At 43.9% G+C, this 21449-nt stretch carries 23 protein-coding genes; 19 read left to right on the top strand and 4 right to left on the bottom strand.

Annotated features, from left to right (window positions below; translation table 11 throughout):
- Positions 1–33 precede the first annotated feature (33 nt).
- From NH399_RS19050 to NH399_RS18985, 14 genes are all read left to right on the top strand, one after another.
- Positions 34–1674, top strand: coding sequence for a CTP synthase (locus tag NH399_RS19050; RefSeq protein WP_253042779.1), 1641 nt, complete (start codon positions 34–36; stop codon positions 1672–1674).
- 20 nt (positions 1675–1694) lie between these two features.
- Positions 1695–2534: a 3-deoxy-8-phosphooctulonate synthase gene (gene kdsA / locus NH399_RS19045; RefSeq protein ID WP_253042778.1), complete on the top strand. Its 840-nt coding sequence runs from the start codon at positions 1695–1697 to the stop codon at positions 2532–2534.
- Positions 2535–2598: 64 nt separating this feature from the next.
- On the top strand, positions 2599–3876 hold the full coding sequence (eno, locus tag NH399_RS19040) for a phosphopyruvate hydratase (RefSeq protein WP_253042777.1): 1278 nt from the start codon (positions 2599–2601) through the stop codon (positions 3874–3876).
- A 35-nt stretch (positions 3877–3911) separates the two neighbouring features.
- A complete protein-coding gene (locus NH399_RS19035) occupies positions 3912–4196 on the top strand; it encodes a septum formation initiator family protein (RefSeq protein WP_253042776.1) in 285 nt (94 codons plus the stop codon).
- 96 nt (positions 4197–4292) lie between these two features.
- Positions 4293–5030, top strand: a complete 738-nt coding sequence (gene ispD, locus NH399_RS19030; RefSeq protein ID WP_253042775.1) for a 2-C-methyl-D-erythritol 4-phosphate cytidylyltransferase — start codon at positions 4293–4295, stop codon at positions 5028–5030.
- A gap of 25 nt (positions 5031–5055) precedes the next feature.
- The gene (ispF, locus tag NH399_RS19025) at positions 5056–5538 is read left to right on the top strand and encodes a 2-C-methyl-D-erythritol 2,4-cyclodiphosphate synthase (protein ID WP_253042774.1); all 483 of its coding nucleotides are present in this window, start codon (positions 5056–5058) and stop codon (positions 5536–5538) included.
- Between the two features lie 24 nt (positions 5539–5562).
- Positions 5563–6615: a tRNA pseudouridine(13) synthase TruD gene (gene truD / locus NH399_RS19020; protein ID WP_253042773.1), complete on the top strand. Its 1053-nt coding sequence runs from the start codon at positions 5563–5565 to the stop codon at positions 6613–6615.
- A gap of 57 nt (positions 6616–6672) precedes the next feature.
- Positions 6673–7413, top strand: a complete 741-nt coding sequence (surE, locus tag NH399_RS19015) for a 5'/3'-nucleotidase SurE (RefSeq protein ID WP_253042772.1) — start codon at positions 6673–6675, stop codon at positions 7411–7413.
- Complete coding sequence (locus NH399_RS19010) at positions 7410–8078, top strand: protein-L-isoaspartate(D-aspartate) O-methyltransferase (protein WP_253042771.1); 669 nt, start codon at positions 7410–7412, stop codon at positions 8076–8078. The genes surE and NH399_RS19010 overlap by 4 nt, the downstream gene beginning before the upstream one ends.
- Entirely contained in the window at positions 8075–8659 is a 585-nt protein-coding gene (locus tag NH399_RS19005) for a YqaA family protein (RefSeq protein WP_253042770.1), read from the top strand. Before NH399_RS19010 ends, NH399_RS19005 begins: the two co-directional genes overlap by 4 nt.
- Positions 8660–9023: 364 nt before the next feature.
- On the top strand, positions 9024–9983 hold the full coding sequence (locus NH399_RS19000; protein ID WP_253042769.1) for a peptidoglycan DD-metalloendopeptidase family protein: 960 nt from the start codon (positions 9024–9026) through the stop codon (positions 9981–9983).
- Between the two features lie 91 nt (positions 9984–10074).
- Complete coding sequence (rpoS, locus tag NH399_RS18995) at positions 10075–11070, top strand: RNA polymerase sigma factor RpoS (RefSeq protein WP_253042768.1); 996 nt, start codon at positions 10075–10077, stop codon at positions 11068–11070.
- 241 nt (positions 11071–11311) lie between these two features.
- Positions 11312–11998 (top strand): DNA-3-methyladenine glycosylase I, encoded by a 687-nt coding sequence (locus NH399_RS18990; RefSeq protein WP_253042767.1) that lies wholly within the window; start codon positions 11312–11314, stop codon positions 11996–11998.
- Positions 11999–12372: 374 nt separating this feature from the next.
- Positions 12373–14250: a VCBS repeat-containing protein gene (locus NH399_RS18985; protein ID WP_253042766.1), complete on the top strand. Its 1878-nt coding sequence runs from the start codon at positions 12373–12375 to the stop codon at positions 14248–14250.
- 92 nt (positions 14251–14342) lie between these two features.
- Here NH399_RS18985 and NH399_RS18980 read toward each other — a convergent pair whose 3' ends face one another.
- The 4 genes from NH399_RS18980 to NH399_RS18965 are packed head-to-tail and all read right to left on the bottom strand — an operon-like array spanning position 14343 to position 16439.
- On the bottom strand, positions 14343–15281 hold the full coding sequence (locus NH399_RS18980) for a hypothetical protein (RefSeq protein WP_253042765.1): 939 nt from the start codon (positions 15279–15281) through the stop codon (positions 14343–14345).
- Between the two features lie 9 nt (positions 15282–15290).
- Positions 15291–15548, bottom strand: coding sequence for a BolA family transcriptional regulator (locus tag NH399_RS18975; RefSeq protein WP_253042764.1), 258 nt, complete (start codon positions 15546–15548; stop codon positions 15291–15293).
- Positions 15549–15848: a YciI family protein gene (locus NH399_RS18970; RefSeq protein WP_253042763.1), complete on the bottom strand. Its 300-nt coding sequence runs from the start codon at positions 15846–15848 to the stop codon at positions 15549–15551.
- A gap of 3 nt (positions 15849–15851) precedes the next feature.
- Positions 15852–16439, bottom strand: coding sequence for an inner membrane-spanning protein YciB (locus NH399_RS18965; RefSeq protein WP_253042762.1), 588 nt, complete (start codon positions 16437–16439; stop codon positions 15852–15854).
- Positions 16440–16836: 397 nt separating this feature from the next.
- Here NH399_RS18965 and NH399_RS18960 point away from each other — a divergent pair, with 397 nt between their 5' ends.
- From NH399_RS18960 to scpB, 5 genes are all read left to right on the top strand, one after another.
- Entirely contained in the window at positions 16837–17676 is an 840-nt protein-coding gene (locus NH399_RS18960) for a PHP domain-containing protein (RefSeq protein WP_253042761.1), read from the top strand.
- A gap of 28 nt (positions 17677–17704) precedes the next feature.
- Positions 17705–18328 (top strand): L-threonylcarbamoyladenylate synthase, encoded by a 624-nt coding sequence (locus NH399_RS18955; RefSeq protein ID WP_253042760.1) that lies wholly within the window; start codon positions 17705–17707, stop codon positions 18326–18328.
- Positions 18329–18564: 236 nt separating this feature from the next.
- On the top strand, positions 18565–19782 hold the full coding sequence (locus NH399_RS18950; RefSeq protein WP_256489700.1) for a tryptophan--tRNA ligase: 1218 nt from the start codon (positions 18565–18567) through the stop codon (positions 19780–19782).
- A 27-nt stretch (positions 19783–19809) separates the two neighbouring features.
- Positions 19810–20733, top strand: a complete 924-nt coding sequence (locus NH399_RS18945; RefSeq protein ID WP_371876101.1) for a ScpA family protein — start codon at positions 19810–19812, stop codon at positions 20731–20733.
- A gap of 3 nt (positions 20734–20736) precedes the next feature.
- Positions 20737–21449: SMC-Scp complex subunit ScpB (gene scpB, locus NH399_RS18940; protein ID WP_253042759.1), on the top strand; the 713-nt coding region annotated here is incomplete at its 3' end.

Below are 21449 nucleotides of genomic sequence, written 5' to 3'. Positions count from 1 at the left end.
ACCGAGGTCGTTTTACACAATGGGTGGGTTTTGATGGCTACGAAATTTATATTTGTTACTGGTGGTGTGGTTTCTTCGTTGGGTAAGGGCATCGCATCAGCCAGCTTGGCAGCAGTATTAGAAGCACGTGGCTTAAAAGTCACTTTGCTGAAATTGGACCCCTATATCAATGTTGATCCGGGTACTATGAGTCCTTTTCAGCACGGTGAAGTTTATGTGACTGATGATGGTGCCGAAACCGACCTGGATTTAGGGCATTACGAACGTTTTGTTCGTACCCGTATGTCACAAAAGAACAACTTTACCACCGGTCGAGTGTACGCCGATGTATTGCGCAAAGAGCGTCGCGGTGATTATCTGGGTGGTACGGTACAGGTTATTCCTCATATTACTGACGAAATTAAACGTAAAGTTATCGAAGGCGCTGGCGATGCTGATGTTGCCATGGTCGAAATCGGTGGTACCGTTGGTGATATTGAGTCCCTTCCTTTCCTTGAAGCGATTCGTCAGTTAGGTTTTGAATTAGGTCGTGAACGCGCTTTGTTCATGCATTTAACCTTGTTGCCTTATATCGCGACTGCTGGTGAGTTGAAAACCAAGCCTACCCAACACTCTGTTAAAGAGTTGCGCTCTATTGGTATTCAGCCAGACATCTTGATTTGCCGTTCAGATCGCCAATTACCCCCTAGCGAAAAAGCTAAAATTGCCTTGTTCACTAACGTCGAAGAAAAAGCCGTTATCTCGATGAAAGACGTGGACAGCATTTACCGCATTCCTTCTTTATTGAATTCTCAAGGCTTGGATCAGCTCATTTGCGAGCGCTTCAATCTGGATGTGTCTGAAGCCAATCTGGATGAGTGGGAACAGGTTCTTTATGAGCAGGCGAATCCAAAAGGTGAAGTGACCGTTGCTATGGTCGGTAAATACATGGATCTGACTGACGCCTACAAATCATTAACTGAATCCCTTATTCATGCAGGCTTGAAAACACGCCTCTCAGTTAATATTGAATACCTTGACGCCGAAGATGTTGAGAAGAAAGGGGCTGAGAAAGTCCTGGGTAACGCCGATGCGATCTTGATCCCTGGTGGTTTTGGTGAGCGTGGCGTTGAAGGCAAAATATTGTCGGCAAAATATGCCCGTGAAAATAACATTCCTTACTTGGGTATTTGTTTAGGCTTACAGGTTGCTGTTATCGAGTATGCACGTAACGTTGCCAAGCTTGAAGACGCTCACAGTACAGAGTTCGAAATGGAGACACCCCATCCGGTTGTTGGTTTGATCACTGAGTGGATCAACGAAGATGGTTCTGTTGAAACCCGTGATGAAAGTTCTGATCTGGGTGGCACTATGCGTTTAGGTGCACAACCTTCAGAACTGGTTGGTGGTACTCAGATGCGCGAAATTTACGGCAGTGATGTGATTGTTGAGCGTCATCGTCATCGTTACGAAGTGAACAATAATTACATTGAGCGTTTAGAAAAGGCGGGTCTTAAGATCTCTGGCTTCTCTGCGGCTCAACATCTGGTAGAAACTTTAGAGCTACCGGGTCACCGTTGGTATGTTGCTTGTCAGTTCCACCCTGAGTTCACGTCAACGCCACGTGATGGCCATCCGTTATTTACTGCGTTCGTTGATGCGGCGCGCAGCTATAACGACGAAAGAAACGCTTAATTTAAAACGAGGATCAGATTATGGAACTATGTGGGTTTAAAGTCGGTATCGACCAACCTTTCTTTTTGATTGCTGGTCCTTGTGTGATCGAAAGTGAACAGTTGGCGCTGGATACTGCGGGTTACTTAAAAGAAGTCACCCAACGTCTGGGCATTCCTTTTATCTATAAGTCGAGTTTTGATAAAGCGAATCGCTCATCTCATGCCAGTTTTCGAGGTCCAGGACTAGAAGAAGGCATGCGCATTCTTCAGGCCGTTAAAGATCAAATTGGCGTGCCTGTGCTAACCGATGTTCACGAAGATACACCGATGAATGAAGTAGCCAGTGTTGTTGATGTATTACAAACACCGGCTTTTCTTGTTCGTCAGACCAATTTTATTCAACGAGTGTGTGAGGCGGGGAAGCCCGTTAATATCAAAAAGGGCCAGTTTCAGGCTCCTTGGGATATGACGCACGTTGTGAATAAGGCAAAAGCGACAGGTAATGAGCACATTATGGTGTGTGAGCGTGGTGCATCCTTTGGATACAACACTCTGGTGTCGGATATGCGTGGTTTAGCGATTATGCGTGAAACGAATTGTCCAGTTGTATTTGATGCTACGCATTCAGTTCAGCAGCCCGGTGGACAAGGCGCAACCTCTGGCGGACAGCGAGAGTTTGTACCTGTACTGGCTCGAGCGGCTATAGCGTCGGGTGTTGCGGGCATCTTTATGGAAACTCACCCAGTCCCATCCGAAGCAAAAAGCGATGGACCGAATGTGTTTCCTATGCACCAGATTGAAACCTTATTGAGTACCTTAAAAGCCATCGATGATAGTGTGAAATCCGCAGGCTTTATTGAGCACTCGTTGGAAGTTTGATTTTTAAAGCACCGATTATCGGTGCTTTTTTGCATTTTGATTATTAGGAATTGAGGAAAGTTTAATGACAAAGATCGTTGATATTAAAGCTAGAGAAGTATTGGACTCACGTGGTAATCCCACGGTAGAAGCTGATGTGATTCTGGAAGGTGGAGTTGTAGGTTCTGCTTGTTCTCCTTCTGGTGCCTCTACTGGCTCAAGAGAAGCTTTAGAATTACGTGACGGTGATAAATCTCGCTACCTTGGCAAAGGCGTTTTAAAGGCCGTTGCTAATATCAATGAGAACATTAAAAGTGCATTGGTTGGTCAGTCTGTTGATGATTTAACAGCATTAGACAACATGATGTTAGAGCTTGATGGAACTGAAAACAAAGCTAATCTGGGTGCTAACGCAATCCTGGCTGTTTCTTTGGCTGCGGCAAAAGCTGCTGCAACAGCGAACGGTAAAGCCTTGTATGAGCACATTGCTGGCGACAAAATGAACATGCCTGTACCTATGATGAACATCATCAATGGTGGAGCTCACGCTGACAACAATGTTGATATTCAAGAGTTTATGATTTTGCCTGTAGGCGTTCCTTCTTTCGCAGAAGCACTACGTTGTGGTACCGAAATTTTCCACGCATTGCGCAGTGTATTAAAAGAAAAAGGTCTCAACACTTCTGTCGGTGACGAAGGTGGTTTTGCACCTAACCTGGGTTCAAATGAAGAAGCCCTTGAAGCCATTGTTGAAGCGACTAAACGTGCTGGTTACACATTAGGTGAGCAAGTATTCTTGGGCTTAGACGTTGCTAGTTCTGAGTTCTACAAAGATGGTAAATATCAGTTAGATGGAGAAGGCAAGAGCCTGACGTCTGCTGAGTTCGTTGACTTCATGGCTGACTTGGTTGATCGCTATCCAATCATCTCTATCGAAGACGGTATGGATGAAGGCGATTGGGACGGCTGGAAGTTATTGACCGAAAAACTGGGCGACAAAGTTCAGTTGGTTGGTGATGACTTATTCGTTACCAACACCAAGATCTTACAAGAAGGTATCGACAAGGACATCGCTAACTCTATTTTGATCAAAGTTAACCAAATCGGTTCTTTGTCAGAAACTTTAGCAGCGATCAAAATGGCTCAAGAAGCGGGCTACACAGCGGTTGTTTCTCACCGTTCAGGTGAGACAGAAGATACAACGATTGCTGATTTAGCGGTTGCGACTGCGGCTGGTCAAATTAAAACAGGTTCACTATGTCGTAGTGACCGAGTTGCAAAATATAACCAGTTACTTAGAATTGAAGAGATGCTAGGTGAAAAAGCTGTTTATCCTGGCCGTGATGCATTCAATTGTTTCTAACCGAAAGGAGTGAGGGTTTCCTCAACAACTGAACGATGAAGTGGTGGGCAATATTACTGTTAATTTTAACCGCATTGCTGCAAATACGTTTGTGGTCAAATGATGGCGGTATTGCCGAGCTACGTCAGTTAGAAACAAAGGTTGCAGAACAAAAGCAAGCGAACGAAATGCTACGTCGACGTAACGCCGATTTGCGCAAGCAGGTTGATGCGTTACGTTCGAGCGAAGCGGCTATAGAGCAGTATGCTCGTCAACATCTAGAAATGATCAAACCGGGTGAAACCTTTTATCGGTTTACACCACCTCGCAACTCTCGTTAGCGCCATCTATTCACAAGGCGTGATTTTCAGGGAGCCTTTCATGTTTCAATGTGTAGTAACTTCGTACAGCCTCGTGGAATTCGGAGTTATCGTTTTATGTCGATGAATAAAACTTCTATCTGGGCAGTGATTCCTGCGGCGGGAACGGGCAGCCGTATGCAGAGTGAACAACCTAAACAATACCTGCCATTACTGGGACGTCCTGTTCTGGAATACAGTCTGCAACTTTTTCTTCAACATCCAGCCATCGAAGGGGTGGTCGTTGCTTTGTCGTCTGATGATCCCTACTGGCAAGATATTGATGCCACTTTAAGATCTAAAGTGATATGCGTTGACGGTGGTGCAGAACGTTCTGACTCTGTACTTAATGCAGTAAAAGCCATTGATGATCCTGACGCCTGGGTGCTTGTTCATGATGCTGCCAGACCTTGTCTGACAGCGGCAGAGATCGATGATTTATTAGCTCAACGTCGTGAGTTTTCTGATGGTGCTGTTCTTGGTGTTCCTGTCGTTGATACATTAAAGCGAGCGCAAGCGGGCGAGCCACTACAAATTGATTGTACGGTATCAAGAGAGGCTCTGTTCAGAGCTATGACACCACAGATGGCTCCCTTACAGACCTTGTTGCAGGCTTATGAGCAGTGTGCTCAGCAAGGGATTAAAGTCACCGATGAAGCTCAAGCTCTCGAGTCATCAGGGCGACAGTTAGGTATTGTGGTGGGACGCGCCGACAACATCAAAATAACTTACCCCGATGATATTGCTCTGGCAGAGTTTTATTTGCGACAACAGATTAACAAAGGGCTACGCGTCGAGCAGGATTCTGCTCAGTAGTCTCTAGCAAAAATAGGCAAAATACATGCTAAGAATAGGACACGGTTTTGATGCTCATAAGTTTGGTGGCGATAAGCCTCTGATATTGGGCGGTGTTGCAATTCCTGACTATCAGGGGTTATTGGCTCACTCTGACGGTGATGTCGTTTTGCATGCAGTGTGCGATGCTTTATTAGGTGCTGCTGCATTAGGAGATATAGGTACGCATTTTTCTGATCAAGACAGCGAGTTCGCCGATATCGACAGTCGTAAGCTGTTGCGACGAGTAATGAGTATGTTAGCGGATAAGCAGCTTCAGCCTGTGAATCTGGACATTACTATTTGCGCTCAAGCACCCAAAATGGCACCTCATATTGGAGCCATGCGACAAGTGATTGCTGATGACTGCGAGCTGGCGCTAGACGAGGTTAATGTTAAAGCAACAACCACAGAAAAAATGGGCTATGTGGGTCGTAAAGAAGGCATTGCCGTTCATGCGGTGACTTTGTTAATGCGTACCGAATCGTAACTTTTATCCTTTGAGAATAAGATCATGACCGAGTGGAAACCTGCCAACAAGCCAGTAATTGAGGCTGGGCAATATCGAACCACCGCCGAAGATTTTCGCGTTAAAGAACAACTTTCTTTTACTCCCAGTGGCGATGGCGAACATTGCTTATTGTATGTTGAAAAACGTGGTGCCAATACCACCTGGGTTGCACGACAATTAGCGGACTTTTTTGGCTTAAAAGAGCGTGATGTGAGTTATGCGGGATTGAAAGATCGTCACGCTGTTACTCAACAATGGTTTAGCCTGCACATGCCTGGCAAATCTAATCCAGATTCTTTGCCTGAGCACGAAGACTTTAAGGTCATAGAGCAAACCTGCAACAACAAAAAGCTTCGTCGTGGTGCTATCGCAAACAATCAATTCAGTCTTACTCTGCGTCATCTTCGCTGTAACCAAGACGAAGTAGAGCAACGACTGGCTCTCATTGCCAAACAGGGATTTCCTAACTATTTTGGTGCCCAACGTTTTGGCCATCAAGGCAACAACGTTAATAAAGCTATCGATATGCTTGAGAATGGGCGTCGAGTTAAAAAAAGCCAACGTTCCATTTATCTGTCTGCTTTGCGCTCAAAACTGTTTAATGATTATTTGAACGTGCGTATAGAACAAGACAGTTGGACTCGCCTGAGCCCGCAAGATCGTTTGATGCTTAACAACAGCCACTCTCATTTTACTATGACCAGTGACGATGAGCTGGCTGATATAGAACAACGTTTGCAACAAGGTGATTTACATATTGCTGGTCCTTTGCCCGGTGAAGATCTGGACCTGGCTTTATTGAGTGACCTTCATTTAACTGAAAGCTGGGAGCATTATATTGAGCTTTTGGCTAAAGCCAGAATGAAAACCGACTGGCGTTCACTTCGAGTGATTCCCGAGCAAATGAGCTGGAGCTGGCTGGATGAGCAAAGTCTGCAATTGGATTTTGCATTGCCATCAGGTGCCTATGCGACGGGGTTATTAAGCGAGCTTGGACAACTTGAAGATGCCATGGAAATTTGCCGAGTCGAAAACACGTCTACCGGCCAAGACTAGATTTTGGTCTGAGACTAAGGTCAACAGAAGATCCTATTGAAGAGTGGTAGAGCGGTAATGAACATTTTGCTAAGTAATGATGATGGATATTTTGCCGAAGGTTTAGGCCGTCTGGCAGAGCAATTGGCAGTTTCAAATCAAGTAACCGTTGTGGCTCCTGATAGAAACTGCAGTGGCGCGTCGAATTCTCTGACGCTGGAAGTGCCTATACGCTACAAGCAAACGTCGAATGGATTTTTTTCGGTGAATGGTACGCCTACCGATTGTGTTCATTTTGGCACCTACCATCTTATGTCTGAGCCGCCGGATATTGTTGTTGCGGGGACGAACGCTGGAGCAAATCTGGGCGATGATGTGCTTTACTCTGGAACCGTTGCTGCCGCGATGGAAGGACGCTCTTTGGGATTTCCTGCTATCGCTGTTTCATTGGTTGGATCAAATCATTACGACACAGCAGCCAAAGTGGTTGAGCGCGTTATAGAACGCCTCAAGCAACATCCTCTAGCGACGAATCGCATACTCAATGTCAATGTACCTGATGTTCCTTACGAAGAACTGGCTGGTTTTCAGCTAACCCGGTTGGGTCATCGTCATAGAGCTGATACTATTGTGCCTGCACAAGATCCCAAGGGACGTTCGGTTTATTGGATTGGTCCATCACCGGATGCACAAGATATGGGAGAGGGCACAGACTTTTATGCGGTGGCAAACCGCTATGTTTCTATCACGCCGCTGACTGTCGATTTGACGGCGTATGATAGCTTTAATCAGGTAGGGGAGTGGATGTCTGAACTATGAATTCTATCCATCTAAATGGCATTGGAATGACCTCGCAACGAACGCGCGAGCGGTTGGCGCAACGCTTACGTGACGAAGGCATTACCAACGAAACCGTATTAAATATCATTAGCTCAACGCCACGACATCTGTTTGTCGATGAAGCCATATCTCATCGAGCTTATGAAGATACCGCATTGCCAATCGGTATGGGGCAAACCATTTCGCAGCCCTTTATTGTGGCGCGTATGAGCGAGCTGCTATTGGAGTCAGGGCCGGTTAATCGAGTGCTGGAAATCGGTACGGGGTCGGGTTACCAAACCGCTGTATTGTCCCAGTTCTTTAATGAAGTCTTCACCATAGAACGAATTGGTCCTTTGCAACGGCAAGCACAAAAGCGTTTACGTCAGCTAAAACTGTTTAATATTCATTATTCTCATGGCGATGGATTTTTAGGCTGGCCGGATAAACAGCCATTTGATGCCATTATTGTCACGGCGGCACCGGAGCAGGTACCTGCGGCCTTGGTTGAGCAACTGGCAGAAGATGGACGCATGGTGATACCCGTTGGTCCACAAGGTGGCGCACAAACATTGCGCTTTATTCAAAAAACAGAAGAACAACTGGTTGAGCAGACATTGGAAGCCGTTAAGTTTGTTCCTTTGGTGAATGGAATTATTCAATGAAAATATTTTCTCCGATGTATGAGCGTTGTTTAAGATGGGCTCAACATCGACATGCTGTTTATTATCTTAGTGGTATGAGTGTTGCTGAATCGATCTTCTTTCCGATTCCGGTGGATGTCATGCTGGCACCCATGGCATTGGCTAAACGTGAAAAAGCCTTCTTTTATGCCTTTGTCTGCACGCTAACTTCTGTCGTTGGTGGTGTTATTGGTTATTTCTTAGGCTATTGGGCTTTTGATTCTTTAGTCATGCCAGTGCTTGAGTCTACGGGCTACATCACTCGTTATGATGAAGTGGTTAAGTGGTTTGAAGAATACGGTGTCTGGGTGGTCTTTATCGCAGGCTTTTCACCAATACCCTACAAATTGTTTACTGTCAGTGCTGGCGCCTTGCACATGGCGCTACTGCCGTTTTTGGTGGCTTCTATGATTGGCAGGGCTAGTCGATTCTTTCTGGTATCGGCGATGATGTATTACGGCGGCGATGCCATTGATCGTAAATTAAAGCAAACCATTGATTGGCTCGGATGGGTCGTCATTTTCCTTGCAGTGGCTGGCTATTTGATATACAAATATATCTAAGCTCAGAAAAATCATAGAGTTATTGCTTTTTCTTAAAGTGAAAAGCTAAGAGTAAGGTCGGTTTTAGAACCCTTTGGAATAAAAAGCTAGTTGATGGCAGTGTTCTGGTTATATTTTGTTCTGAAATAGGGTTCTTTATCGCGCTTCTGCACGGCTAGAAGGTTTGGGAAAGACCGATCAGGTAGCTAAGTGTGAATATTGACTCTTGATTTTGATTGAAGGTTCAGGCTGCCTCATTAAGCGGTTTCGATGGAGAGTCGATATGTTTAAAAGTTTAACCCGACTTTTTAACATTAAATTCGAGCAAGCGCCTTTCTGGCGCTGCTTTTCGCAGGTTATCTCAAAACGAATTTTGGGGTAGTTCATGTCGATTTATAATCAAAATAGACGAGCTATATTGGCTTCTGCGATGAGTTCCCTCCTTTTGTTGGGAGTGACTGGGTGCAGCCACAAATCGCCTGCGCCTGTGATCCACCTTTCTTCATCCTATCAATCCTCTGAGCTTGACAGAGAATCTCATCAGGGTAAGCAAAAACATTATAAAAACAAGGATATTCATAGAGTTAGGAGAGGAGACACACTGTATTCTATCGCCTGGCGCTATGGCCTGGATTACCGTTTTATTGCGAAGATAAATAAGATTGATTCTGATTATCAAATCTATCCAGGGCAAGAGCTTTTTCTTGCAAAGCAGCAATCAGGGGCTTCTATCGCGAATTTTAATGAACATGATTTGCGCAACTCGGTACTATCTGCGCTAGGAGTAAAAACTACCCCAAAAGTTGCTACAAAGCAGCCAAAAACGAAAGCCTTAAAAGTAAGTAAAAACTCACCCTCTAAGACTAAAGCGGTAGAGAATTCAATAAAAAAGAGCGCTTTATATACAAAAAATAAAAAAAATAGTCGACAAGCCACATCGAGATCGGTTAATCCTGAACCAGACGCAAGAAAAATTCGCAAATGGCTCTGGCCAACGAAAGGAGAATTGCTGAGTCGATTCTCACCAAAGGCAGGCGGAAATAAAGGTTTGGATATCTCCGGTAAAGATGGTGAACCTGTTCGAGCCGCTGCCCCTGGCAGAGTGGTTTACAGCGGTGGTGCGCTAAAAGGTTATGGAAATCTCATCATTGTGAAACATAACGAAGATTTCCTCAGCGCATATGCTCACAACAGCAAGATTCATGTTAAAGAAAACGAATTGGTTAAAGCTGGGCAAGTTATTGCCGATATAGGAAGAAGCGGGACCGATCAAAGTAAATTGCACTTTGAGATAAGATTTCGAGGAAAACCGGTCAATCCGCTGACTTATTTACCCAAATTATAAGTCGTCGTTTTGCGGCGGCAGCGGTATCAGGAAAAACAATACCGCTTTTTAACTGGACTATGCGTTTACGCATTTGGTGGAGAGCTATGTTATGAGTGACCAATTAGACACTTTGTATGGCGTTGGCTTGAGTGAATCCAACTCGAATCAAAAAGAGACGGAAACACAAGAGGCAGAAATAGCGACAGCAGAAACAGAGGCCGATTCTGGTCTGTCTGATGCTTACAGCGACTATCAGAAAGCTTACGATAAGTCTCTGGATGCGACTCAGTTGTACTTAGGAGAGATAGGAGCGTCTCCTTTGTTAACGGCCGAAGAAGAAGTTTTTTACGCCAGGAAAGCTCAAAAGGGATGTGAGAAATCCCGAGCTAAGATGATTGAAAGTAATTTACGTCTCGTTGTTAAAATTGCTCGCCGATATAATAACCGCGGCTTAGCATTACTCGATTTAATAGAAGAAGGCAACCTGGGTTTAATTCGGGCGGTCGAAAAGTTTGACCCCGAAAGAGGTTTCCGTTTTTCTACTTATGCGACTTGGTGGATTCGACAAACCATTGAGCGCGCCATCATGAATCAAACTCGAACTATCCGTTTGCCTATCCATGTTGTTAAAGAACTTAATGTTTATTTACGCGCTTCACGAGAATTAGCGCAGTCACTTGATCATGAACCTACCCCTGAAGAAATTGCTGAGAAGTTAGATAAGCCTGTTGAAGATGTTTCTCGCATGTTGGGTCTTAATGAACGTATTGCTTCGGTCGATACGCCTTTTATGGCTGACTCTGATAAATCTCTGCTTGATACCATTGCTGATGAGCGAGATATGGGGCCAGCAGAAAAACTTCAAGATGATGACTTAAAAAGTAACATTGAGTTTTGGTTGAGTGAACTTGGTGAAAAACAGCGAGAAGTGTTAGCCCGTCGTTTTGGACTTTTAAGTTATGAGCCTTCAACACTAGAAGAAGTAGGACTCGAAATTGGCTTAACTCGTGAACGTGTACGTCAAATTCAAGTGGAAGCTTTACGCCGCTTGCGTCATGTTCTAGAAAAGCAAGGATTATCTTTGGATGCGTTATTCCGCGTATAATCGCTGACCATCCAATCCGCAAAAAAACTCGCATTAATGCGAGTTTTTTTGTTTTTGCCAGTCTATTTTGTCAGTATGATCACGCACTTTCGAATAAAACCTTTTTGTCTTAGAAAAATACCCTGTATCATTTCGCCACCCAACATTGAATTATTTATACCTGTCGTCATTCAAAGAGCAGCGGTGTTGTTTGTATCTTGAAAGATGACGGGTATAGAAAGAAAAGGTACTGGTTCATTTTATGAAAGCTGAATCTTTCGACACTATTTATCAACGAGCGGCTGAGCGCAAAGGTGGAGAGTCATCGCTGGAGCATTTGCTGGATAAACCTTTAGATAATAAGTTACTAAGCAAGATACCCGACCACCGCTACTTATCAGAGTTTACCAAAAAGATTTTTCAATCAGGTTTTGTATGGAGAGTCGTAGAAAATAAATGGGAAAACTTTGAACGTGTCTTTTTTGATTTTGATATTAAGAAGTTGCTTATGATGCCTCCAGATATGATTGAGCGTAAGGCTTCTGATCCCGATATCATTCGTAACTTGAGAAAAGTAAAAAGTATTCAAAATAATGCGTTGTTTATCGATGATATTAATAAGGCAGAAGGTAGCTTTGGCGAATGGATTGCCAAGTGGCCAGAAGACAGTATTGTCGAGCTTTGGTTGCTTCTAAAAAAGCGCGGTGACCGTTTGGGGGGCAATACAGGGCCTTATTCTCTGCGCACTCTAGGCAAAGATACATTTTTGTTAACTCGTGATGTTGAAGCTTACTTTCGCAATCACAAGTTGATAGATGGTGGGCTTACCGCCAAAAGAACTCTGCATCAAATTCAGGATGTTTTTAACCAGTGGCGAGCAGAGTCAGATAGAAGTTTGCAGGAGTTGAGCTTGCTTGTTGCCTATGGTATCGGTGATAATCGGGTTTAGATACAGTAGAGCTTTTTCAGAGTGTTGGTTTTCATTTATAAAATAACAGGAATAATATTCTGACATAGCACGTTTCATCGATAACAAAATTTATAATTATGGATAGTTAAGGTGGCACTCTAAAGTGTTTTATTTGTGTGAGAGCAGGGATTTTGTGACAGGATTTGTCCGAAGAGTTTGATTAATGAAGCTCGGAATTTTGACACTTTGACTTATGGTCACAATAGTGTGTTGGAGAAGTTGTCTCCAACACTGTTCTTTTAAGATGCTCTCAAAATGGTCATTCTTGGTATTTTTTTCATATTTTAGGTGCATGATTTTTACTCTTTTAGATAATCCGTATATTTTAATTTACTTTGAGGATATTTGATTTAATGAAAACACTGACTTATTTATTACTAGTATATTCTTTGCTTTTTAGCTCAATTATAAATGCAGACTCTCAATCATTGATAAAAACACTTGCCGCACACAATACAAATACGATTGCTGAGTTTAATCCAACGGGTTACCCAATCGGTGGTGGCTATGGATACTCTGTTATTACAACCCCCACTGTCATTGTTTCAACCTCCCAAGAATTGATTGATGCGCTTGCTCAAGCTCGTTATGGAGATGTTGTTTATATTGATGATGATAGTGTAATTGACCTGCCACCAAGCATTAGGCCGCTTACTATTCCTGCTGGTGTTACTCTGGCAAGTGGGAGAGGTAAGAATAATTCATCTGGTGCTATCTTGAAAGCATCACAAAGCGACCCGACCACAGTATATGATCCATTACTACAATCAGGAGGGCCTGATATTCGCATTACTGGATTACGTATTGAGGGACATGATGGCACACGCTTAAATGATAGTTTTACTTCCAGTGGAATCAAAATAGCACATAACCATTCAGAAGTAGACAATTGCGAAATTTACAATTGGCCTCACGCTGCTATCTATGGTGTTGATGAGGGAAATAATCTTCATGTTCATCATAACTACATACACCATAATTACGGAAACGGGCAAGGTTATGGTGTCATGTTGGATGGCGTTAACGGGCTTATTGAAGCGAATTATTTTGATTACCACCGACATGGTATCGCAAGCACTGGAACAATCGGCTCTGCTTACGAAGCTCGTTATAATATATTTGGTAAAAACTTTGAGCTTTATGTTGTTGATATGCATGGGGGCGGTGACCGCCGTGATGGCACAAACGATGCTGGTGACTGGATGGTCGTTCATCACAATACTTTTTATAAAACAGATTCTGTAAACGGAGGTATTCATATTTCTGGAATCCCCAGAGAAGGCGTTTGGGTGTTTTCTAATTGGTTCAGTCAAGCTCCAACGGTAACTTACCGAGTTTATGTTGATCCTTCTTCAGATAACGATGGTCGTTGTGAGCCTTGTGCAGAGTCAGATTCGGTGAAGTTAGCTGAGAATGATATTTTTACTGTCAATAATAAAGTAGGTATTGAAACTTGGGGATCGCAGTTACTTGAGTTGAACAAAAGAACGAATTTAGGAGACTTTAATGGTGATGGATTAATCGACATTGTGAGCATGGATTCTTCTGGCCGTTTCAATGTGCAAATTCGGATGGCTGGTGGATTATTTGCTGAAAGTGCAGAGTGGGGAAGAAATGGAGCCGATTTAGAAGATATGCGGCGTTATAGAGTTGCAGATCTAAATGGAGATGGAAAATCTGATATTCTTTCGATAGAGTCTAATGGCTATTTTTATGCATGGTTAGCCGACGACACTGCAAGCTTTTCTGGCCCAATCGTATGGGGTAATAATGGTGCAGATATTGCCATGCAACGATATAAACTCGGAGACTTTAATGGAGATAATAAGGCCGATATCATTTCTTTTGAAGCAAACAACAATTTTTATGTCTGGCTCTCAAAAGATGGGAATGGCTTGAGCCGCCCTGCTAAATGGGGACAGAATGGACGAGATTATGGTCAGAGTGATAGGTATCGAGTTGCTGATGTTAATGGGGATGGACGCTCTGATGTAGTCTCTTTTGAAGGACGTGGTTTTTATGTGTGGCTTTCTTCTGTTAGCTCTTTTTCTAATGTTTCTCAATGGGGAGAGAATGGCGCTGAGTTAGAGCCTTATAGGTATGTACTCGGTAATAATGATGCGAGTCATAACAGTCACTTATTTTCTTTTGAGCCAAATGGTGGCAAGTATTTATGGCGTTCTACTGGACAATCCTTTTCTTTATTAAGCAATTGGTTTGAACAATGGTAGGACGCTTTAAATAAGGTAAGTCTATAAGTAACCCTGTCTTGATGTTGCAATTGGATTAAAAGTGAGCGTGAACCAATACGCTCTAATCGGGCTTAGAGCTCTTCAGGACAGGCCTCACCGCTAATTAATAAAAAATATTCTTCTGGGGCTGTGGATTGCCACGGCTCCATGCCAATTGAAGTGCGATCTTTTTGGTATTGTTCCAGCATCTTATCCAAAGCCTGTTGGTATTCTTTTTTTATCGGTTCTTCCAGCTGTTGATGGAAAAAACGTTGGCTTAAACCATCAATGAGTTGTTCTGGCATTTCACCAAAAATATAGGCTCGTTTTTCTAATTCTGCTTTTAATGTACTTGTTAATAGATTATGTCGTGCATGCCATAGTTTTAGATAACTGTAGTTCATTGACAGGCTTATCAGAGCGCCTATCTTTCCCATAATAGCAGCACGATACAAGTAGTTGTTGCTCTTTTCGAAAAGCTCCATGTCAACGGGTTCTGTGCTGATGTCTGGAGACGAAAACATGATGCTCGACATATCTGTTGGGACGGTTTGACCAAATGCTTGCAGTCGATAAATCATTCCCAGTGTTTGCAAAGCAAGTGGGTCACTTTGATTGGCGAGTTCTAATAAGGTTTCTTCCTGGTAGCCCTGGTAAGGATGATCTCGAATGACTTCATCAGAGTTTGGAAAATATTCTGGAAATGGCATGCCCCAATCATTAAACCATTCTCTGACAACCGCATATTCTGGAGTTAGATGGAGTGCATCTAAATCATCTGCGCTCCAACAATTTTTGTCGACAACGGAAGTCGTTGTATCTTTGGGCTGTTGAGAGTGAGCTGGCTGCGTTTCTATCGACTCTGTAGGTGTTAAAGTGGTTTGAGAATGTGTTTGAGTATTAACCGGAGTGTTAATGGGCTCATCAGGTATGTCAGCAGGTGCTGATTTGGGAGGTGCTGTGTCAGGCCAGAAATACCAGCCCAACACTAGGATTAGCAGGATTGAAAAAACATACAGCAGATGTTTCATGTATTGGTGTTATTGAATTTGAATACTTAATGCGTGGATGTCTGTGTCCATCATGTCACCTAAGGCATCATAGATAAGACGGTGGCATTGCAGAGGTCTTTTGCCTTCAAAAGCGGATGAAGAAATTTGAACAACAAAATGGCCTTTGCCACTTTTAGCACCGGCATGGCCAATATGTTTGTGACTCTCATCAATAATATTCAATTGACTTGGAGACAGTGCCTGAGTTAGTCGAGCTTGCATTTGCTCCATACGTTGTTCATTCATTTAGGGCAGCACCTTCTTAAAGGGTTTTACAATCACGTTTTCGTACACACCGGCACTGACATAAGGATCATCATCAGCCCATTGTTGGGCTTCTTCCAGAGAGTTAAACTCAGCAACAATCAAGCTTCCACTAAATCCTGCTTCTCCAGGATCGTTGTTATCTACCGCTGGATGAGGGCCTGCTATTAATAAACGACCCGCTTCACTCAACTGGGTTAATCGTTCTAAATGGGCCGGACGTGCTGATTGTCGCAGTGGCAAGCTGTCTTTAACATCTTGCGAGATAATGGCGTATAACACGAGTTACTCCTTGGTGTTATCGGTGTCGTTGCCTTCGAGTGCCTTTTTGGCGTCTTCGGGCATGTTTTTAAAGAGGATGGCGAAGGTTATCATCATCAGAGTAAATTGAATAATAGTGATACCCCAAACTTTAAAGTTAACCCAGACCGATTGGCTGAATGTATAAGCAACCCATAGGTTGAGCAAACCAACAGCCAGTGCACAGCAAGCCCAGATAACATTCAGTCGTTTCCACAGAGCATCTTCGATACCAAAAGATTCACCCGACATACCTTCTAGAAGATCTTTTAAAACGATGCGATTTTGTACCCATTGGCGAAATAAAAACACCACGGCTAGCATCCACATCAAAATGGTGACTTTCCATTTAATAAAAGCATCGTCGCGGAAGAGCAGGGTTAGACTGCCAAAAACCAAAGCTAGGCCCAAAGTGAACAGGTGCATTTTTTCCCATTCTTTTTTGAGTAGGCGATTACCCACTGTTTGAATGACAGCGGCAACCATCAGTACGCCTGTTGCAACATAAATGTCGAAAACATAGTAGGCGATGAAAAATCCTAGCAACGGAAAGAAATCAATTAATACCTTCATCGGGGTCCCTGAATAGAGTCACTATACCTTAAGTGCTTCACACTGCTCTTGAGTGGCCAGCAAGAAAATCTCTTAGACTCAGACACACCGAGTGGCTGTGAGACTCCTGGCAGCCAACACCCGCGCAGTTTTAAAGACGGGTATAAACTTGTTTTTAAGTGGTTAACAATGATACTTTGCCTTGCTTCTGATCGCCATGCTTTCTGATAGTTATTATTGAATGAATGAGATGAGCCTCACATAGAGCGAATCATTTGTTTATTTCTATTTTTAAATCAAAGAGTTAATTGCTGTTTTTATCGACTTTTACTCAGTGGCATTAAGGGATTGAGAAACAGCAGAGTTTCATTGGCGATTAAAATACGCTCAACAGAGTTTTTTTAGTGATTTCGTACCTATGATTATCAACATTCAACATGACATTGATTTACATGCTCATACTCATCTTTCTGATGGCAAGTTGCCTCCCGTTGAGTTAGTTGGCCTGTTTCGGGAGGCGGGGGTAACAACCATGGCCATTACCGATCACGATTCCATCGGTGCGCACCTTGAGCTGTCAAAGCATGATCTTGATGGCATTGAAGTGATACCCGGTGTCGAAATCTCCTGCTCGGCTGCTGGGCGAGAAATTCATGTAGTGGGTCTCGACTTTGACCTTAACAATGCCGCTATGTTGGCTTTTTTGGCTGAGCAACAGCAGCGTCGCCGAGAACGCATACGGCTGTACGGTGATAAGCTGGAGTCCCTTGGCCTGGAAGGCGTCAATCAGGCCATCGATGCGGTCAAAGCGGAGTCTATCACTCGTACTCACCTGGCTGAAATACTAATACAGCTGGGTTATGCAAAGAATAATCAGCAGGTGTTTAAGCGTTATTTAGGGCGAAAAGCACGTGCTTACGTTAAAATTGAATGGCCGAGTCTGGAACAGGCGGTGGCTGTGATTAAAGCGGCAGGAGGCACCGCTGTTCTGGCGCACCCCGGACGTTATCAGCTATCAAATCGCCAATTGAAAGAACTCATTCGGCAGTTTAAAGCTGCGGGCGGTCAGGGCATTGAGTTAACCTACTCTAACATTGACGAAAAAACCGCACGTTGGTTGTTGGAACGAGCCGAGGAGCATGGATTATTTGCATCGCAAGGCTCTGACTTTCATGATCCTGCCTGGCCCTGGGTTAAACCCGGACGGTTTCCGGCGTTAAAATCGGGTGTTGAGCCTGTTTGGTCATTGTGGCAATAATAAGAATCATCATAAAGGACACATGTTTATGGCACAGTATTTAGAAATACATCCTGACAACCCGCAACCTAGACTTATTAGCCAGGCTGTTGCATTGGTCAGAAACGGCGGGTTGATTGTATACCCTACTGATTCGGGTTATGCATTGGGATGCCATATTGGAGATAAAGCGGCACTGGACCGTATTCGACGGTTACGCAATCTGGACAAGCACCATAACTTCACGTTGATTTGTCGGGATTTATCTGAACTGGCGACCTATGCCAGAGTCGACAACGCCTCTTTTAGATTGCTTAAGAACCACACTCCTGGACCTTACACTTTTATCCTGAAAGCGACGAATGAAGTACCACGTCGATTACAGCACGCAAAACGAAAATCCATTGGGATTCGAGTGCCTGATAATGCCATTGCTTTAGCGCTGCTAGAGGATCTAGGAGAGCCGATTATGAGCTCCAGTCTGATCTTGCCTAATTTAGAGGAGCAATTATTTGATCCTGAAGAAATTGCAGAAGCTATTGGAAATCAAGTAGATATGGTTATTCATGGTGGCTTTTGTGGAACCTTGCCAACCTCGGTTATTGATATGACAGAGGGAGCCCCCAAGGTGTTAAGAGCGGCAGCTGGTGAACCTGAGTTGATCGCTGGCTAAGAGCTCGGAAGGCGTTTGCGTGGTAACGGAAATCAGCTTTATGAGGAAAGGTTACTTTTCAGCTTACTGATCTTGCGCTGGCAGGGTATAATTACCCGTTCGCTTGTTGTCATTTACGACTTAGCCAAACACTCGGTGAGATATCCCAACAAGGGTGATGGATAGAGCGTACTAAAGTCCACATTGAGCACTTGGAGCCGTTGTAGGACTATTCATTTATTTAGAGGGGGAGCATTTTGAGTTCGGTGGCGGTACAGCATCAACGTATTCTTTCGGGGATGCGTCCAACAGGGAAACTCCACTTAGGCCATTATCATGGTGTTTTGAAGAACTGGATTAAGCTTCAACACGAATATGAGTGCTTTTTTTGCGCAGTAGACTGGCATGCACTGACAACTCATTATGATGATCCTTCTCTTATCGAAAACCATGTTTGGGATATGGTGATCGATTGGCTTGCGGCGGGTGTTAACCCTGGCTCGGCAACGATTTTTATTCAATCTAAAGTTCCCGAGCACGCTGAGCTTCATTTACTGCTTTCTATGATCACGCCTGTTGGATGGCTTGAGCGTCAACCCACTTACAAAGAACAACAAGACAAGCTACGAGAGAAAGACCTCTCTACCTACGGTTTTCTGGGTTATCCCTTGCTACAGGCCGCCGATATTTTAATCTATAAATCGGGTCTGGTGCCTGTGGGTTCTGATCAGGTGCCTCATATTGAATTGGCGCGTGATATTGCTGGTCGATTTAATCATATTTATGGGCGAGAACCTGGTTTTGAAGAAAAGGCCGAAGCGGCGATCAAAAAGCTGGGTAAGAAAAATGCCAAGCTCTATAACTCATTGCGCAAAAAGTTTCAGGAAGAAGGTGTCGAAGAGGCTTTAGAGACCGCGCGTGCTTTGGTTGAAGGCCATGCCTCTATGTCGTTGGGCGATAAAGAGCGACTTTATGGTTATCTTGAAGGTGGCGGCAAGGTCATATTGCCAGAGCCGCTGGCGATGCTGACCGAAGTGCCCAAAATGCCTGGTTTAGACGGGCAGAAGATGTCTAAATCATACAACAACACCATTGCTTTGCGTGATGAGCCAGAATCAGTAGAAAAGAAAATCCGTACCATGCCAACGGATCCTGCTCGTGTTCGATTAACAGACGCCGGTGATCCTGACAAATGTCCGGTATGGGAATTCCACGAAATTTATTCTAATGAAGAAGTTAAAACCTGGGTTCAGGAAGGTTGTCGTTCAGCCAGTATTGGTTGCATTGAATGTAAGCAACCTGTGATCGATTGTGTGTTGAAGGAGCAGCAATCCTTTCTGGATAATGCGCGTGAGTACGAAGAAAACCCTGAGCTGGTGAAGAATATCGTTAATGAAGGTTGTGAGCGAGCCCGTGATATTGCCCGCGAGACTATGGATGATGTTCGTCATGCTATGGGCTTGAGTTATCGTTAATCAGAGAAAGTAGATTAGAGTTGCTTAATGAGTGAAGATCCTATCGAACAACAAGTTGCCTTAATTGAAGACGACACCAATGTGACGGAAGGCGAGGCCCCTGAACAGCCAGAAGATGAGCAGGTAGCTGCATCCTCGACTGCTGTTGCGACAGAGCAACCTGTGCAACAAGAGATGGCGTTGGCAATGGTTAATGGCGAGCCTGTTAAAGACATGCCGCAGGATCTTTATATTCCACCCGATGCATTAGAAGTTTTTCTGGAAGCCTTCGAAGGACCTCTGGATTTATTACTTTATCTGATCCGTCGTCAGAATCTCGACATTCTGAACATTCCTATTGTTCAAATTACTGAGCAATATATGGAATATGTTGAGCTGATGAAGAATATGAATCTGGAACTGGCGGCAGAATATCTGGTAATGGCTGCTGTTTTATGCGAAATCAAAAGCCGCGTTTTATTGCCGCGTCCCAAAATTGACGAAGAAGAAGAAGTGGATCCGCGTATGGATCTGATTCGTCGATTGCAAGAGTACGAACGTTTCAAAAAAGCCGCTGAAGATATTGAAGAGATGCCTCGTGTTGGGCGTGACGTATTCCCGGCATCGGCAGATACGCCAGAACTTAATATTGTTCGGCCACAACCTGAAGTCGATCTAAAAGAAATTCTATTGGCATTTAAAGATGTATTAAAGCGCGCACAAATGTTTACCCACCACCAAATTCAAAGGGAAACCTTATCGGTGCGTGAAAAGATGACAAATGTATTAGCTGTATTGTCAGGTGATACATTCACAAGTTTTGTGACCTTATTTGAAGTAGAAGAAGGCCGCATGGGCGTCGTCGTGACCTTTTTGGCGATTATGGAGCTTTCTAAAGAGTCTTTGGTTGAATTGGTTCAAACAGAACCTTATGGCCCGATCCATGTACGAGCACGAATGAGCGAAGAGTAATTTATGACACCTGAAAAGTTACAGAATATTCTTGAAGCAGCCCTCATGTCTTACGGTAAAGTCATGTCGGTGGATAATTTAATGCAGCTCTTTACGGATGAGGATCGTCCTTCTGTTACCGATATAAAAGCGGCGCTGGCTGCGATTCAGGAAGCTTGTGAAAACCGTGGCGTAGAACTTAAACAAGTGGCTTCGGGTTATCGATTTCAGGCCAAACAGGACTATGCAGAATGGGTTGCTCGTCTATGGGAAGAGAAGCCTCCACGATATTCCAGAGCGTTACTTGAGACCATGGCGCTGATTGCTTACCGACAACCCATTACTCGAGCCGAAATTGAAGAAGTGCGTGGCGTGTCTGTGAGCTCGCATATTGTGAAAACACTGTTAGAGCGTGAGTGGATTCGAGTCGTCGGACATCGAGATGTTCCTGGTCGGCCTGCTTTGTATGCAACGACAAAAGAGTTTCTGGATTATTTCAATTTAAAAAGTCTGGAAGAGCTACCGACATTGTCTGAGATTCGTGACTTAGATCAGATAAATGCAGAACTAGAGCTTGACGAAGCTGCTGCTCGTGGCGAACAGTCAGATACAGATACAGATACAGATACAGATACAGATACAGATACAGATACAGATACAGATACAGATACAGATACAGATACAGATACAGATACAGATACAGATACAGATACAGATACAGATACAGATACAGATAC

The organism is Pleionea sp. CnH1-48 (assembly GCF_024124665.1).
Lineage (GTDB): Bacteria > Pseudomonadota > Gammaproteobacteria > Enterobacterales > Kangiellaceae > JAMXSB01.
Note: the sequence above shows the minus strand (reverse complement) of the source record. Positions and strands in the feature narration are given on the sequence as shown.

Excerpts from the sequence above, each read along its gene's own strand:
- NH399_RS19050 (WP_253042779.1), top strand. The coding sequence starts at position 34 with ATGGCTACGAAATTTATATTTGTTACTGGTGGTGTGGTTTCTTCGTTG.
- kdsA (WP_253042778.1), top strand. The coding sequence starts at position 1,695 with ATGGAACTATGTGGGTTTAAAGTCGGTATCGACCAACCTTTCTTTTTG.
- eno (WP_253042777.1), top strand. The coding sequence starts at position 2,599 with ATGACAAAGATCGTTGATATTAAAGCTAGAGAAGTATTGGACTCACGT.
- NH399_RS19035 (WP_253042776.1), top strand. The coding sequence starts at position 3,912 with ATGAAGTGGTGGGCAATATTACTGTTAATTTTAACCGCATTGCTGCAA.
- ispD (WP_253042775.1), top strand. The coding sequence starts at position 4,293 with ATGTCGATGAATAAAACTTCTATCTGGGCAGTGATTCCTGCGGCGGGA.
- ispF (WP_253042774.1), top strand. The coding sequence starts at position 5,056 with ATGCTAAGAATAGGACACGGTTTTGATGCTCATAAGTTTGGTGGCGAT.
- truD (WP_253042773.1), top strand. The coding sequence starts at position 5,563 with ATGACCGAGTGGAAACCTGCCAACAAGCCAGTAATTGAGGCTGGGCAA.
- surE (WP_253042772.1), top strand. The coding sequence starts at position 6,673 with ATGAACATTTTGCTAAGTAATGATGATGGATATTTTGCCGAAGGTTTA.
- NH399_RS19010 (WP_253042771.1), top strand. The coding sequence starts at position 7,410 with ATGAATTCTATCCATCTAAATGGCATTGGAATGACCTCGCAACGAACG.
- NH399_RS19005 (WP_253042770.1), top strand. The coding sequence starts at position 8,075 with ATGAAAATATTTTCTCCGATGTATGAGCGTTGTTTAAGATGGGCTCAA.
- NH399_RS19000 (WP_253042769.1), top strand. The coding sequence starts at position 9,024 with ATGTCGATTTATAATCAAAATAGACGAGCTATATTGGCTTCTGCGATG.
- rpoS (WP_253042768.1), top strand. The coding sequence starts at position 10,075 with ATGAGTGACCAATTAGACACTTTGTATGGCGTTGGCTTGAGTGAATCC.
- NH399_RS18990 (WP_253042767.1), top strand. The coding sequence starts at position 11,312 with ATGAAAGCTGAATCTTTCGACACTATTTATCAACGAGCGGCTGAGCGC.
- NH399_RS18985 (WP_253042766.1), top strand. The coding sequence starts at position 12,373 with ATGAAAACACTGACTTATTTATTACTAGTATATTCTTTGCTTTTTAGC.
- NH399_RS18980 (WP_253042765.1), bottom strand. The coding sequence starts at position 15,281 with ATGAAACATCTGCTGTATGTTTTTTCAATCCTGCTAATCCTAGTGTTG.
- NH399_RS18975 (WP_253042764.1), bottom strand. The coding sequence starts at position 15,548 with ATGAATGAACAACGTATGGAGCAAATGCAAGCTCGACTAACTCAGGCA.
- NH399_RS18965 (WP_253042762.1), bottom strand. The coding sequence starts at position 16,439 with ATGAAGGTATTAATTGATTTCTTTCCGTTGCTAGGATTTTTCATCGCC.
- NH399_RS18960 (WP_253042761.1), top strand. The coding sequence starts at position 16,837 with ATGATTATCAACATTCAACATGACATTGATTTACATGCTCATACTCAT.
- NH399_RS18955 (WP_253042760.1), top strand. The coding sequence starts at position 17,705 with ATGGCACAGTATTTAGAAATACATCCTGACAACCCGCAACCTAGACTT.
- NH399_RS18945 (WP_371876101.1), top strand. The coding sequence starts at position 19,810 with ATGAGTGAAGATCCTATCGAACAACAAGTTGCCTTAATTGAAGACGAC.